Source organism: Streptomyces sp. NPDC033270, from assembly GCF_055576575.1.
This window is the reverse complement of record NZ_JBVIRA010000023.1, coordinates 54316-68377: the sequence shown is the minus strand read 5'-3', so window position 1 is coordinate 68377 and position 14062 is coordinate 54316. Positions and strand designations below refer to the sequence as shown.

General features: G+C 72.9%; 14 protein-coding genes. 13 read left to right on the top strand and 1 reads right to left on the bottom strand.

Going from position 1 to position 14062, the window contains the following annotated elements:
* Positions 1 to 187 precede the first annotated feature (187 nt).
* From ACZ5XZ_RS28150 to ACZ5XZ_RS28090, 13 genes are all read left to right on the top strand, one after another.
* Positions 188 to 1561 carry a hypothetical protein gene (locus tag ACZ5XZ_RS28150; protein ID WP_468982847.1) on the top strand — a complete coding sequence of 458 codons (1374 nt, stop codon included), beginning with the start codon at positions 188 to 190 and terminating at the stop codon, positions 1559 to 1561.
* 233 nt (positions 1562 to 1794) lie between these two features.
* Positions 1795 to 2196 (top strand): NADH-quinone oxidoreductase subunit A, encoded by a 402-nt coding sequence (locus ACZ5XZ_RS28145; protein WP_468982844.1) that lies wholly within the window; start codon positions 1795 to 1797, stop codon positions 2194 to 2196.
* Positions 2187 to 2846, top strand: a complete 660-nt coding sequence (locus ACZ5XZ_RS28140; protein WP_468982842.1) for an NADH-quinone oxidoreductase subunit B — start codon at positions 2187 to 2189, stop codon at positions 2844 to 2846. Before ACZ5XZ_RS28145 ends, ACZ5XZ_RS28140 begins: the two co-directional genes overlap by 10 nt.
* Positions 2843 to 4150, top strand: a complete 1308-nt coding sequence (locus tag ACZ5XZ_RS28135) for an NADH-quinone oxidoreductase subunit C (protein ID WP_468982839.1) — start codon at positions 2843 to 2845, stop codon at positions 4148 to 4150. The genes ACZ5XZ_RS28140 and ACZ5XZ_RS28135 overlap by 4 nt, the downstream gene beginning before the upstream one ends.
* A gap of 73 nt (positions 4151 to 4223) precedes the next feature.
* Positions 4224 to 5189, top strand: a complete 966-nt coding sequence (locus ACZ5XZ_RS28130; RefSeq protein WP_468982838.1) for a complex I subunit 1/NuoH family protein — start codon at positions 4224 to 4226, stop codon at positions 5187 to 5189.
* Positions 5189 to 5785, top strand: coding sequence for a NuoI/complex I 23 kDa subunit family protein (locus tag ACZ5XZ_RS28125; protein WP_468982835.1), 597 nt, complete (start codon positions 5189 to 5191; stop codon positions 5783 to 5785). The genes ACZ5XZ_RS28130 and ACZ5XZ_RS28125 overlap by 1 nt, the downstream gene beginning before the upstream one ends.
* Complete coding sequence (locus tag ACZ5XZ_RS28120; RefSeq protein WP_468982834.1) at positions 5782 to 6396, top strand: NADH-quinone oxidoreductase subunit J family protein; 615 nt, start codon at positions 5782 to 5784, stop codon at positions 6394 to 6396. Before ACZ5XZ_RS28125 ends, ACZ5XZ_RS28120 begins: the two co-directional genes overlap by 4 nt.
* Entirely contained in the window at positions 6396 to 6767 is a 372-nt protein-coding gene (gene nuoK, locus ACZ5XZ_RS28115; protein ID WP_384429816.1) for an NADH-quinone oxidoreductase subunit NuoK, read from the top strand. The genes ACZ5XZ_RS28120 and nuoK overlap by 1 nt, the downstream gene beginning before the upstream one ends.
* Complete coding sequence (locus ACZ5XZ_RS28110; RefSeq protein ID WP_468982831.1) at positions 6764 to 8761, top strand: NADH-quinone oxidoreductase subunit 5 family protein; 1998 nt, start codon at positions 6764 to 6766, stop codon at positions 8759 to 8761. Before nuoK ends, ACZ5XZ_RS28110 begins: the two co-directional genes overlap by 4 nt.
* 98 nt (positions 8762 to 8859) lie before the next feature.
* Positions 8860 to 10500, top strand: coding sequence for a complex I subunit 4 family protein (locus ACZ5XZ_RS28105; RefSeq protein WP_468982829.1), 1641 nt, complete (start codon positions 8860 to 8862; stop codon positions 10498 to 10500).
* A complete protein-coding gene (locus tag ACZ5XZ_RS28100; protein WP_468982827.1) occupies positions 10500 to 12053 on the top strand; it encodes an NADH-quinone oxidoreductase subunit N in 1554 nt (517 codons plus the stop codon). Before ACZ5XZ_RS28105 ends, ACZ5XZ_RS28100 begins: the two co-directional genes overlap by 1 nt.
* A 227-nt stretch (positions 12054 to 12280) precedes the next feature.
* The gene (gene htpX / locus ACZ5XZ_RS28095) at positions 12281 to 13147 is read left to right on the top strand and encodes a zinc metalloprotease HtpX (protein ID WP_468982824.1); all 867 of its coding nucleotides are present in this window, start codon (positions 12281 to 12283) and stop codon (positions 13145 to 13147) included.
* A gap of 133 nt (positions 13148 to 13280) precedes the next feature.
* Positions 13281 to 13673 carry a YccF domain-containing protein gene (locus ACZ5XZ_RS28090; RefSeq protein WP_468982822.1) on the top strand — a complete coding sequence of 131 codons (393 nt, stop codon included), beginning with the start codon at positions 13281 to 13283 and terminating at the stop codon, positions 13671 to 13673.
* A 63-nt stretch (positions 13674 to 13736) separates the two neighbouring features.
* Here ACZ5XZ_RS28090 and ACZ5XZ_RS28085 read toward each other — a convergent pair whose 3' ends face one another.
* Positions 13737 to 13994 carry a hypothetical protein gene (locus ACZ5XZ_RS28085; protein ID WP_468982819.1) on the bottom strand — a complete coding sequence of 86 codons (258 nt, stop codon included), beginning with the start codon at positions 13992 to 13994 and terminating at the stop codon, positions 13737 to 13739.
* Between the last annotated feature and the right edge of the window lie 68 nt (positions 13995 to 14062).

Below are 14062 nucleotides of genomic sequence, written 5' to 3'. Positions count from 1 at the left end.
CGCCGCCGGGCCGATGCCCTCGCCCGCCGCCCCCGCCCCGGCGCCCCTCCAGGCCGCGGCGCCGTCTCCCCGGACGCCGGCACCGCCCGCCCCTTCTGCCCCTTCCACCCCGTCAGTGCCGTCCGCCCAGGCCCCCGCCCCCGGCCGCTACGGTCGGTCCGGCCTGCCGGCGCGGACGCCGGTCTCCGTGCCCCTTCTGCCGCCGGAGCTGGCCGACGGGCAGCCCAGGCCGCGCCGCGGCGACCCGCTGGCCCGGCGCGCGGGCCGGGCGCTGCGCCGCGTCTTCGCCTCGTCGCCGGCCGCCGAGACGGCCGCCGTCACCCAGGCCGCGTACGCCATCCAGCAGCCCGTCACCACGGGCCGGCAGATCGCCGTGTCCAGCATCCGGGGCGGTGCGGGCAAGTCCACCGTCGCCGCCCTCCTGGCGCTCACCTTCGCGCACTACCGCTCCGACCCCGTGCTCGCCGTCGAGGCGGACCCGGCGCTCGGCACGCTGCCGCACCGCCTGGGCGCCCGCGAGGTGCGCTGGTCGGGCAGTGATCTGGCGCAGATTGTCGATCCGTCGATGCTGATCACGGACCTGACCGGCTACCTCCTGCCGTTCGCCGGCGGCGGCTGGCTGCTGCCCGGCAGTCAGGGCGCCATCGGCACCCGCCTGGACATCGACACCTACCGCGTCGTGATGACGTCCCTGCGCCGCCACTTCGCGGCCACCGTCGTGGACTGCGAGACGCTGCCCGCCGAGGTGGCGCGCACCGCGCTGGTGACCACACACGCGCGGGTGCTGGTCACCCCGGCGACCCCGGAGGGCGTGGCGGCCACCCGCTCCGTACTGGACTGGATCGGCGGCCTGCACCCCGGACTGCTGCCGACCACGGTGGTCGTGCTCACCCACTCCTCGCCCGACAGCGGTGTCGACGTCCGCAAGGCCGCCGAGCATCTGGGCGCCGGCGGCGCGGCGGTGCTGCCGCTGCCGTACGACCGCCATCTGGCGGCCGGTGGCGCGATCCGTACGGAGCTGCTCGGCGAACGGACACGGGAGGCGGCGGCGCGGATCGCGGCCGAGGCGATGAACCGCGCGGCCTCGCGGGATCCGGGCCGGCGCCGGCAGCAGCCCGCACCGCCCGCGGAGGGCCGGGCGACGGCCGACGCACCGGTCCAGGCGGCCACGTACGGGGAAGGCCCGGCGCCGGTGTACGCACCGGGGCAGCCGCCGGCGACCGCATCCGGACAGGCGTCGGCGTACGCACCGGCACAGACGCCGCCGCAGGCGCCGCTGCCGACACAGCCACACATGCCACCTCAGGCACAGCCGCAACCGGCGCCCCAGGCTCCGGCGCCGCTCCAGCCCCAGCAACCCCAGCCGGCGCCCCAGTATCACTACCCGCCGCAGCCGGCACCCCAGGCCCCGCCACAGACCGGGCCCGCGGCCCATGCCCCGGCGCCCCCGCCCCCGCCCCCGGCATCACCCCCGCCGCCGGCTCCCCGGGCTCCGGAACCCCCCGCGCCCGCCGCCGGCCCCGACAGCCGGAGCCCCTTCGACGGCGGTCCGGTCCGCTGATCCCGCCCCTCCCGCCCCGGTGGGAGGGGCACGGCATCCCGCTTCGTGAGACACCTGATGAGACAACCGCGCAGGATGTCTACGCTGCCACCCGCCCAGGTAGGGCGAAGTACGGACAAGCTCACCGTCGGCGACGACGCGGCTGCTCGGGTGGGCCTGACAGGGCCTAGACTCCCGTCCGTACAGATCGTCGAAGTCGTTGAACAAGCGCAGTAAGGGAGCGAGGGGCGGACGTGCCGGACGCGACCGTACGCACCACCATCGCCGCGGACTATTTCCAGGGCTATTCGGTCGTGGGACTCATCGCCGTGGTCGGTGTGCTCTTCGTCGCCGTGGCCTTCGGGGCCGGGCGGCTGCTGCGCCCTGTCGTCCCGACGCCCGAGAAGCTGCTGACGTACGAGTGCGGCGTGGACCCGGTCGGCGAGGGCTGGGCGCACACCCAGGTCCGCTACTACGTCTACGCCTTCCTCTACGTCATCTTCGCCGTCGACTCGATCTTCCTGTTCCCCTGGGCGACGGTCTTCGCCGCCCCCGGCTTCGGCGGCGTGACACTGGTGGAGATGTTCGTCTTCCTCGGCTTCCTCGCCGTCGGCCTGCTCTACGCATGGAAGAAGGGCGTCCTGGAATGGACGTGAACCCCGTCTCCAACGGCTCGGCAGCCGCGCCCGAAGGCGCCGCCCCCGAGTTCCTGCCGGAGCCGCGACGCCTGGGCACCCTGGCCCGGCTCGCGCCCGAACCGATGAAGGTGGTCCTCAACTGGGGCCGCCGCTACAGCCTGTGGGTCTTCAACTTCGGCCTGGCCTGCTGCGCCATCGAGTTCATCGCCGCTTCCATGGCGCGCCACGACTTCATCCGGCTCGGCGTGATCCCCTTCGCGCCCGGCCCGCGCCAGGCCGACCTGATGGTCGTCTCCGGCACCGTCACCGACAAGATGGCGCCCGCGGTCAAGCGGCTCTACGAGCAGATGCCCGAGCCCAAGTACGTCATCTCCTTCGGAGCCTGCTCCAACTGCGGCGGTCCCTACTGGGACTCGTACTCGGTCACCAAGGGCGTCGACCAGATCATCCCGGTCGATGTGTACGTACCGGGCTGCCCGCCGCGGCCGGAGGCGCTGCTGCAGGGCATCCTCAAGCTCCAGGAGAAGATCGCCCGCGAGTCGCTGGGGGAGCGGTACACGAAGGGCGCCGCCCGGCCCTCGGCGGCCGCGCTGCGCAGCGGGCTGGTGGCGCCGCCCGCCCCGAAGCCGACGGAGGAACCGACGGCACCGGGGGAGGAGCCTCGATGAGCGAGCAGCCGGACCAGCCCGTGCAGCCGGTCGAGCAGCCGGAGACCGCCGAGCAGCCCGCCGCCGAGCCCGTGGTCGGCTGGCTGCCGCGGGCCGCGAGCGAGATCTTCGGCGCGGGCGCGACGGCGGAGCTGGCGTACGAGCTGCTGACCGTCGACGTCCCGGTGGACGGCTGGCTCACCGCGCTGACGGCGGCCCGTGACGACCTCGGCTGCAGCTACTTCGACTGGCTGAGCGCCGTCGACGAGCCCGGTACCGGCTTCCGGATCTGCGCGCACCTCGCGGACGTCGCCCGCCCGGGCACCGTCCGGCGGTTGATCGTGCGCACGACGGTCCCGCACGAGGCGGCCGCGCTGCCCACCGCCGTCGGCGTCTACGCGGGCGCGGGCTGGCACGAGCGCGAGACCCACGAGATGTTCGGCGTCGACTTCACCGGTCACCCCCACCTCGTACCGCTGCTGCTGCCCGAGTCCTTCGAGGGGCACCCGCTGCGCAAGGACTTCGTGCTGGCGGCGCGGGTCGCCAAGGCCTGGCCGGGCGCCAAGGAGCCGGGCGAGTCCGAGCACGGCGGGCCCAAGCGCCGGCAGATGCTGCCGCCCGGTGTCCCGGACCCGAACGAGTGGGGCCCGCTGAAGGGCCAGCTGCCGCCTGCGCCCGCGCGCCCGGCGCGGGGTGCGCGGGCGGCGGGCGGGGCCCGCGTGGCCGGTGCCGCCGCGGGTGAGCGCCCGGCGCGACGTACCCGGACCGCGAGCGCGGGTTCGGCGAGCCAGCAGGCCGCGGGGGAGGGGGCAGCGACCCCGGAGACCCCGGCGGCCCCGGAGACACCGGCAGCCCCGGCGGCCGCAGAAGCACAGGCAGCCCCGGCGCCTACCGGGCGGCCGGAGCGCCCGGCCCGCCGTACGCGCTCGGCCGGCGAGGGTTCGGCGAGCCAGCAGCGGGCGGCGGCGGAGGCGGCCGGGCCCGAGCAGGCCCCGGAGGCGAAGGCCCCCGAGGCGTCCGCCGCACCGCGCTCCTCCGACGCGCCGTGGCACCACGCGCGCCCGGCCTTCGACGAGCCGGAGCGCAAGGCGGCGCCGGAGCAACCGGAGCAGAAGACGGCCCCGCAGAGCCCGGCGGAGTCGCAGAGCCCGGCGGAGCCGCGGCAGCAGCCCGCGCCCGAGGAGAAGCCCGAGCCGGCGCCCGAGCCGACGGACGAGGCCGAGCAGCAAGCCGCGCCGGTCCAGCAGCCCGAGGCCGAGCCCGCGCCCGAGCCCCGCCCCGACCAAGCCACCCCCCAAGACCCGGCAGGAGGCGACACCCCATGAGCGAGCGCAGCGAGCGAATCGTGCAGAGGTGCGCGCCTCGCGAACGCGGGGCCGAGCGAAGCGAGGTGTCGGCATGAGCGACGCCCTCGACATCGCGCTGCGCCTGCTCGCCGTCTTCGCCGTGTTCCTGGTGTTCCCCCTGGTCATCGGGCAGACCGAGCACAAGGTCATGGCCCATATGCAGGGCCGCCTCGGTCCGATGTACGCGGGCGGCTTCCACGGCTGGGCGCAGCTCGTCGCCGACGGTGTGAAGTTCGCGCAGAAGGAGGACATCGTTCCGGCCGGTGCCGACCGGCGGATCTTCCAGCTCGCGCCCGCCGTCGCCCTGCTGCCCTACCTCCTGGTGCTCGTCGCCATCCCGATAGGCCCGCACAACGCCGTCGGACAGGCCCTGGACGCGGGGATCTTCTTCGTCCTCGCCGTCATGGGCGTCGGCGTGCTCGGCTCACTGATGGCGGGCTGGGCCTCGGCGAACAAGTTCTCGCTCCTGGGCGGTCTGCGGACGGCCGCGCAGCTGCTCGCCTACGAGCTGCCGATGCTGCTCACCGCGGCGTCGGTGGCGATGGCCGCCGGCACGCTCTCGCTGCCCGGGATCGTCGAGGCCTTCCACTGGTGGTGGGTGCCGTGGCAGATCGTCGGCGGGCTGGTCTTCTTCACCGCGGGCCTCGCCGAGCTGCAGCGCCCGCCGTTCGACATGCCGGTCGCCGACTCGGAGATCATCTTCGGCGCGTACACCGAGTACACCGGACTGCGCTTCGCCCTCTTCCTGCTCGCCGAGTACGCGGGCATCGTCGTGCTCTGCGCGCTGACCTCGGTGCTCTTCCTCGGCGGCTGGCACGGCCCGTTCGGCGCCGACGGCCTGGGCTGGCTGTGGACGCTGCTGAAGACCGTGATCCTCGCCTTCGGCGTCATCTGGCTACGGGTGACCTACCCGCGGCTGCGCGAGGACCAGCTGCAAAAGCTCGCCTGGACGGTCCTGATCCCGCTCGCTCTCGCCCAGATCGCCCTCACCGGCGTAGTGAAGGTGGTGATCTCCTGATGGGTATCCCTGGCAGCGGCCTCGCCAAGGGCCTGGCCGTCACCCTGCGGACGATGACGAAGCGGTCGGTCACCGCGCAGTACCCGGACGTCCAGCCCGACCTGGCGCCCCGTACCCGCGGCGTCATCGGCCTGTTCGAGGAGAACTGCACGGTCTGCATGCTGTGCGCGCGTGAGTGCCCGGACTGGTGCATCTACATCGACTCCCACAAGGAGACGGTGCCGCCGGCCGCGCCCGGAGGCCGTGAGCGCAGCCGCAATGTGCTGGACCGTTTCGCGATCGACTTCGCGCTGTGCATGTACTGCGGTATCTGCATCGAGGTGTGCCCCTTCGACGCGCTCTTCTGGTCGCCGGAGTTCGAGTACGCCGAGACCGACATCCGCGAACTGACCCATGAGCGCGACAAGCTCCGCGAGTGGATGTGGACGGTGCCCGAGCCGCCGGCGCTCGACCCGGCGGCCGAGGAGCCCAAGGAGATCGCCGCCGCCCGCAAGGCCGTCGACAAGCTCGCCGCCCAGCAGGCGGCGGAGGCCGAGGCGCAGGCCACCGCGGCCCAGGACCAGGAACCACCGACGACCTCAGGGGAGGAAGCGTGACGCTCGCCGCCACCGCCGCAGGCCACGGCTTCCTTTCGCCCACCGGTGTCGAGATCGCCTTCCTCCTGGTCGGGATCGCCACCCTCGGCGCGGCCCTGGTCACCGTCACCACCCGGCAGCTGGTGCACGCCGCCCTCTGGCTGGTCGTCGCCCTCGGCGGGATCGCCGTCGAATACCTCCTCCTCACGGCCGAGTTCATCGCCTGGGTGCAGGTACTGATCTACGTCGGTTCCGTCGTCGTCCTCCTGCTCTTCGGGCTGATGCTCACCAAGGCCCCCATCGGCCGCTCACCGGACGCCGATTCCGGCAACCGCTGGGCCGCGCTCGTGGTGGCCCTGGCCGCGGCCGGTGCCCTGGTCTGGGTCGTCGTCGACGCCTTCCGCGCCACCTGGATCAACCTCGACGGCGCCGCCCAGGGCTCCACCGAAGTCTCCGGGCGCAGCCTCTTCCAGTACTGGGTGCTGCCCTTCGAGGCGCTGTCGGTGCTGCTGCTCGCCGCGCTCGTCGGGGCGATCGTGCTGTCCCGCAAGGGCGGCGAGGGCAGGGCCCCGGCGGCGGCGCTCCGGAACAGCGCCTCCGGTGCCCCCGCCCCGCGAGAGGAGCAGCGCTGATGCATCTCGCTTACCCGGCAGTCCTCGCCGTCCTCCTCTTCTGCACCGGTCTGTACGGCGTGCTCGCCCGCCGCAACGCGATCCTGGTGCTGATGTCCGTCGAGCTGATGCTCAACGCCGTCAACCTCAATCTCGTCGCCTTCGACGTCTGGCTGCGCGACACCCTGCACGCCGGCCAGGCGCTCACCCTCTTCACCATCGCCATCGCCGCCGCCGAGATCGGCATCGGCCTGGCGATCGTGCTGCTCGTCTACCGCAACCGCGGCAGCTCCGACATCGACCGGCTCCGCGACCTCGCCGAGCAGCCGGCCGGGGCGGACGCCGCGGACGGGACGCCGCAGCCGGACACCAAGGCGGAGGCCACCGCGTGACGCTCACGACCACCGCCGTTCTCGTTCCCCTCCTGCCCTTCCTCGGGGGCGTCGCCGGCCTCCTCCTGGGGCGTCGTACGCCCGGTTTCGTACGGCCGCTGGCCGTGCTGCCGACGCTCGCCGCGGCCGCGCTCACCGTGGTCGTCGCCGTCGGGCAGGGCGGCGGACCGGCCACCGACGTCGCCACCCAGCTCACCCCGACCGGCTCGATCCCCATCGACCTGGCCCTGCACATCGACGGCTTCGCCGCGCTGATCGCCGTCCTGGTCGGTGTCGTGGCGACCTGTGTGCAGATCTACTCCACCGGCTATCTGCGCGACGATCCGCGCTACCCCTCCTACGCCGCGCTGGTCTCGCTCTTCACCTCCGCGATGCTGCTGGTCGTCTACACCGGCGACCTGATGATGCTGCTGGTCGGCTGGGAAGTCATGGGCATCTGCTCCTACTTCCTGGTCGGCCACTACTGGGAGACCGAGACCGCCCGCGCCGCCTCGCTCAAGGCCTTCCTGGTCACCAAGCTCGGCGACGTCCCCTTCCTGTTCGGCATCTTCGCGCTGGCCGCCGACGCCGGCACCTTCCGCATCACCGGCATCCTCGGCTCCGTGGCGAACGGCGGCCTGGACCACCCGACGCTGATCGCGCTGCTGCTGCTCGGCGGTGTCGCGGGCAAGTCGGCGCAGTTCCCGCTGCACACCTGGCTCCCGGACGCGATGGCCGGCCCGACGCCGGTCTCGGCGCTGATCCACGCCGCGACGATGGTGGCGGCCGGTGTCTATGTCGTGGCCCGTCTCCTCCCGGTCTTCGCGGCCTCCGCGGTCGCGCTGGTCGTGCTCGCCGTCATGGCCGCGATCACCATGGTCGGCTCCGGACTGGCCGCGCTGGCCCAGGACGACATCAAGCGCGTCCTGGCCTATTCGACGGTCGGTCAGCTCGGCTACATGCTCGGCGCGCTGGCCGTCGGCGACCGCGGCGCCGCCGTCTTCCACCTCCTGACGCACGGTGCGTTCAAGGCCCTCCTCTTCCTCGGCGCGGGCGTGATCATCCACGCCGCGGGCACCAACTCGCTGGCCGCCATGTCCCGGATGAGCGGCCTGGCCCGGCGCATCCCCGACGCGTACTGGACCGTCACCGTCGCGCTGCTCGCACTCGCCGCCGTCCCGCCGTTCGCCGGCTTCTTCTCCAAGGAAGCCGTCCTGGGCGCCGCCGAGCACGCCGCCACCGGAGAGGCACCGGCCATCCCCGGCGCCGCCGGCTGGACCGTACTGGTCTCCGGACTGCTCGCCGCCCTCCTCACCGCGGCCTACGCCGCCCGCCTGTGGCTGCTGGCCTTCAAGGGCAAGGGCGTCGAAGCCTCTGACCACGGCCCGCAGCCGGTCGTCATGAACGCCGTCCTGTGGGTGCTCTTCGTGCCCACCCTCGCGCTCGGTCTCACCGCCCCCCTGCTGCCCGAATGGTTCGACGGGCGCTCGCTCGCCCCGACCCTGACCACCTCCGTCCTGGGCACCGGTCTCGCCCTCATCGGCGGCCTGGTCACCTACGGCGCCTGGCGCCACACCACCGCCCTCGCCGCCCGCACCCCCATCGGTGCGGTCGTCACCGCCCCGGACGCCGCCCCCGGGCTCGCCGAGGAGACCGCGATCGCCACTCACGCCCCGGTCTATGGGAGCGTCTCCGGCGCCGCCGACCCCGCCGACCCCGGCCGCCTCCTCCTGGGCCCGCTGCACCGCCACGCGGCCGTCGGCTTCCACCTCGACGCCGTCTACTCCGCCCTCTTCGTCCGGCCCGTACGCGCCGCCGCCACGCTGGTCCGCTTCCTGGACCGCGAGGTCGTCGACACCTACGTCCGCGGCGCCGGCACCGCGCCCCGCCTGCTGGGCGCCGCCGTCCGCCGCGCCCAGACCGGGAACGTGCAGACCTACCTCGGCGCGCTGCTCGCGGGCTCGCTCGTCCTGGCCGTCGCCGCCGTCCTCGTCGCCACCGGCACGGGAGCCTGACCGTGCTGCCATTCCCCGGGGGCCGAGCCCCGCACCCCCAGCCGACAGCCCTCGTGGCCTGCCTCGCCGGAGCCGAACCCCTGAGGAGGGCCTGACCCGTGAACCACACCGCTCTGCAGCTTCTCCTCGCCGGGGCCGTCGTCCTGCCTCTCGTCGGCGCGCTCGCCGCGCTGCTCCCGGCACCGCCCGGGCTGAAGGGCAAGAACCCCGACCAGGCCGTACTGCGCCACGGCGTGACCGTCACCGGCGTCGTGCTGGCCGCCACCCTCGCGCTGGCCGTCGGCTTCGACCACGCTCACCCGGCCCGTATGCAGGCCACCACCGACATCAGCTGGATCCCGGCGCTCGACATCCGTATCCACCTCGGCGTCGACGGCATCTCGCTCCCCCTTGTCGTCATGACCGCGCTGCTGACCTTCCTGTGCGCGCTCTACAGCTACTTCCACATGCCGGCGGGCCCGTCTCCCAAGGCATTCGTGGCCCTGCTGCTCACTTTGGAGGCCGGCACCCTCGCGACCTTCGCCGTCCTCGACCTGATGCTGTTCTTCCTCGCCTTCGAGATGGTCCTCATCCCGATGTACTTCCTCATCGCCCGCTGGGGCGGTGCGGACAAGCAGGCGGCGGCCTGGAAGTTCATCCTCTACACGCTGCTCGGCTCCGTCGTGATGCTGCTGGGCCTCCTCCTCATCGGCGTGAAGTCCGGCACGTTCGACATGGTCGCACTCGCCACTGACAACGGCCCGAACGCCCAGCTCAGCCACACTGTTCAGGTGCTCGCGGTGCTCGCGATCGGCATCGGACTGGCCGTCAAGTCCCCGCTGTGGCCCCTGCACAGCTGGCTCCCCGACGCGCACACCGCGGCCCCCACCGTCGGTTCGGTACTGCTGGCCGGCGTCCTGCTGAAGATGGGCACGTACGGGTTCGTGCGGATCGCGCTGCCCATCACGCCCGAGGGCATGCACACCTTCGCCCCGTACCTCGCCGCGCTGGCCGCCGTCGGCATCATCTACGGCTCGCTGGCCTGCCTCGCCCTCGTGCGCAAGGGCGCCAAGGGCGACCTCAAGCGCCTGATCGCCTACAGCTCCGTCGGCCACATGGGCTTCGTCCTGCTCGGCATCGCCAGCATGACCCCCACCGGCGTCAACGGCGCGCTGTTCGCCAACATCGCCCACGGTCTGATCACCGGCCTGCTCTTCTTCCTGGTCGGCGCCCTCAAGGACCGCTACGGCAGCACCGATCTCGACGCCCTCGCCGGCACGACCGGCGCCGCCCTCTACGGCAGGGCGCCCCGCTTCGGCGGCCTGCTCGCCTTCGCGGCCGTCGCCTCGCTGGGCCTGCCCGGCCTGGCCGGCTTCTGGGGCGAGATGCTCGCGATGTTCGGCGCCTTCCGGCCGGCCGCCGGCCTCAGCCGCCCCGCTTTCCTGACGTTCATGGTGCTGGCCGGCCTGGGCACCCTGCTGACCGCGGCGTACCTGCTGCTCGTCGTCCGCCGCGTCTGCATGGGCGGTACCCCGCACCTCGCACCGACCGCCCCGCTCGGTGACGGGACCGCCCCGGACGACGCCACCCCCGGGGACCCCGCACCGGCCACGGCCCCCGTAGTCCCCGACATCGCGCGCTACGAGTACGCCGCGTGGACCCCCCTCGCCGTTCTCACCGTCCTCGCCGGACTGTGGCCCGCGGCCCTCCTCGGCCTCACCGACCCGGCCGTCCAGCAGCTCCTCGGAGGCGGTAAGTGATGAGCTCGGTCACCTCACTGGTCCAGTCCGTCGACTGGCTCGCCGTCGCGCCGCCCACCCTCGCCGCGGTCGTGGCCCTGGTGGTGCTCGTCGCCGACCTCTTCCTCCCGGCGGCCCGCAAGCCGGTGCTGGGCTGGATCGCCACGGCCGGCCTCGCGCTCGCCGCGCTGACGCTGCTGCCCCTGCTGAACGGCGACCGCCGCACCTTCTGCCTCCCCGGGCACCCCGAAGTGTGCAGTTACGTGGCCGACCCGTTCACCCTGGTCATCCAGTTCCTGGTGCTCGGCGGGGCGCTGCTGACCGCCCTGCTGTCCATCGACACCATCAAGGACCACGACCTGCCCACCGGCGAGTACTGGTTCCTGCTGCTGTCCTCGGCGGCCGGCGCGGCCCTGCTGCCCGCCTCCAGGGACCTCGCCACCCTCGTCATCGCCCTCGAAGTGGCCTCGCTGCCCGCCTTCGCCCTCGTGGGGCTGCGCCGTGGCGACCGGCTCTCCTCCGAGGCGGCGCTGAAGTTCTTCCTGTCCTCGGTGGCCGCGACCGCCGTGATGCTCCTCGGTGTGAGCTTCCTGTACGCCGCCACCGGCAGCCTGTACCTCTCCCGGGTGGCGAGCGGCCTGGCCGACCTCCCCGACCCGCGCCTGGCCACCCTGGCCAGCGCCGGCGTCGCGCTCACCCTGGTCGGCTTCGCCTTCAAGACCGCGGCCGCCCCGTTCCACTTCTGGGTGCCGGACACCTACGTCGGCGCACCGCTGCCCATCGCCGGCTACCTCTCCGTGGTCGGCAAGGCGGTCGGCTTCTCCGGCCTGATCCTCGTCACGGTCCAGGGCTTCCCCGCGTACGCGGACATCTGGGGCCCGGCACTGGCCGTCCTCGCCGCGCTCACCATGACCGTCGGCAACGTCGCGGCCCTGCGCCAGGACCCGCACCGCGCGCACAGCGCCGTACGCCTGCTCGCCTGGTCCTCGGTCGGCCAGGCCGGCTACCTCCTGGTCCCCCTCGCGGCCGCCGGGTACGCCCACGATCCGGCGCACGCCATCGGCTCCACGGTCGCCTACGCCCTGATGTACGCGGCCGTGAACCTCGGCGCCTTCGCCGTCGCCGCCCTGGTGGCCCGTACGAGCCCGGCCAACCGCATCGCCGACTACCGGGGCCTGTACGCCCGGCGCCCCCTGGTGGCGCTCGCGCTCGGCTTCTTCCTGCTCTGCCTCGCCGGTCTGCCGCCGGGCATCATCGGCCTGTTCGCCAAGGTCACGGTCTTCGCCGTGGCCGTCGACGCGGGGCTGGCCTGGCTCGCCGTCGTCATGGCCGTCAATGTCGTGATCGCGCTCTACTACTACCTGCAGTGGACCACGGTGCTCTTCCGGGGCGCCAAGGAAGCCGAGACCGCCGAGGAGGCCGGCGCGGCGGCAGCCCCCCGCGCCGCGGAGCCGGCCCGCGCCAGGATCCCGGCCCCCCTCGCCACCGCCATCGCCCTGGCCGCCGTCCTCGGCGTGGCCCTCTCCGGCGCCCCGCAGCTCGTCCTGCGCTTCGCGTCCGGGGCGCTGCTCTGACAGGCCGCCGCGAAGCGTAGGGACCCACTCGGGTCCCTACGGCCTCCTGCCCGCCCGTACGGCGATACGGCACCACGTCGCGCACGCCCGCGCCCCGCCCGGCCCCGCCGTCCGCGGGCCGGGGAACCAGGCCCGTTCATCTCGCGTTGACCAGTGCGTAAGGGTCCACTGGAGAGTGGAGCAACAAGGCACAGGGTTCCCCTGCCGCACCGTTTGGAGGGCGTACCGTGCACCGCCGGCACAACGGGCTCAGGACCGCCGTACTCCTCGGGGGGCTGTCCGCACTCATCATCGTCATCGGCGGCCTCTTCGGCCGTACGGGCCTGATCATCGCCGTCCTCGTCGCCCTGGGCACCAACGCCTACGCGTACTGGAACAGCGACAAGCTGGCCCTGCGGGCCATGCGGGCCCGTCCGGTCAGTGAGTTCGAGGCCCCCCAGCTCTACAGGATGGTCCGCGAGCTCTCGACGGCCGCCCGCCAGCCCATGCCGCGGCTGTACATCTCGCCGACCCAGGCGCCCAACGCCTTCGCCACCGGCCGCAACCCCCGCAACGCCGCGGTCTGCTGCACCGACGGCATCCTGCAGCTGCTGACCGAGCGTGAGCTGCGCGGCGTCATCGGCCATGAACTCAGCCATGTCTACAACCGCGACATCCTGATCTCCTCCGTCGCGGGCGCACTGGCCTCGGTCGTGATGTTCCTGGTCAACTTCGCCTGGCTGATTCCCATAGGCCGCTCCGATGACGACGAGGGCCCCGGCCTCCTGGGCATGCTGCTGGTCGCGATCCTCGGGCCGATCGCGGCCTCGCTGATCCAGCTGGCCGTCAGCCGCTCCCGCGAGTACGAGGCGGACGCCTCGGGCGCCCAGCTCACCGGCGACCCGCTCGCCCTGGCCTCGGCCCTGCGCAAGCTGGAGGTCGGCACCCAGCGGCTCCCGCTCCCGCCCGAGCCCCGGCTGGAGACCGCCAGCCACATGATGATCGCCAACCCCTTCCGCGCCGGCGGCGGCATGTCCCGGCTCTTCTCCACCCACCCCCCGATGCGCGAACGGATCACCCGCCTCGAACAGATGGCGGGTCACCACGGCCCGTGAGGCCCCGGGCGCCGGCGGGAACGGGTGGCCGTCCCCACCAGCCCGTCGCATCATGAGTGCAACGTTTCACCAGGCTCGGTGCGTCTAGCAGAGCAGTTACGTTCTGTGCCGTGCCCGTGGAAGGCTGCTGATCATGAAAACCCTCCTCAACGTCCTCTGGCTGATCCTCAGCGGCTTCTGGCTGGCGCTCGGCTATGTCGTCGCGGGCATCATCTGCTGCATTCTGATCATCACGATCCCCTTCGGCATCGCGTCCTTCCGGATAGCCGGCTACGCCCTGTGGCCCTTCGGCCGTACGACGGTCCTGCGGCACGACGCCGGCGCCGGTTCCGCCATCGGCAATGTCATCTGGTTCGTCTTCGCGGGCTGGTGGCTGGCCCTGGGGCATATCGTCACCGGTATCGCCCTGTGCGTGACGATCATCGGCATCCCCTTCGGCATCGCCAACTTCAAGATGATCCCGCTCTCCCTGGTGCCGCTGGGCCGGGAGATCGTCCCCACCGACCAGCCGTTCGCCACCCGCTGACGGGTGGCTCAGCGTGACGTCGAGGCGCTGAACGGCCCGGTGGCCACCGCCGAGGCACCTCGTCTACGTAGGCGGTCGTCGCCGGGCCTCGTCGGCCTCCGGCGCCCAGGTCTGCTGCTTGAGCGCCATCCGGGCGGCCGGCGCTCGCCCGGGGATCGTCGCCCAGTACGGATGCGTGGCGATCTGTACGGACAGGCGCTGCAGGGTGCGGCGCAGGACGGTGGTCTGGGAGGGGTTCTCCTCCTGGGCGAGCTGGCGATAGGCCGTGTACCAGGCGCGCTGGGCATGCAGGAGGTCCTCGGGAAAGTCGTAGGAGGGCATCACCCAAGAATTGCATCACGTGTTCGAATTCCGGTGCAGCACACGCACGGGTGAATGTGGCGGCGACT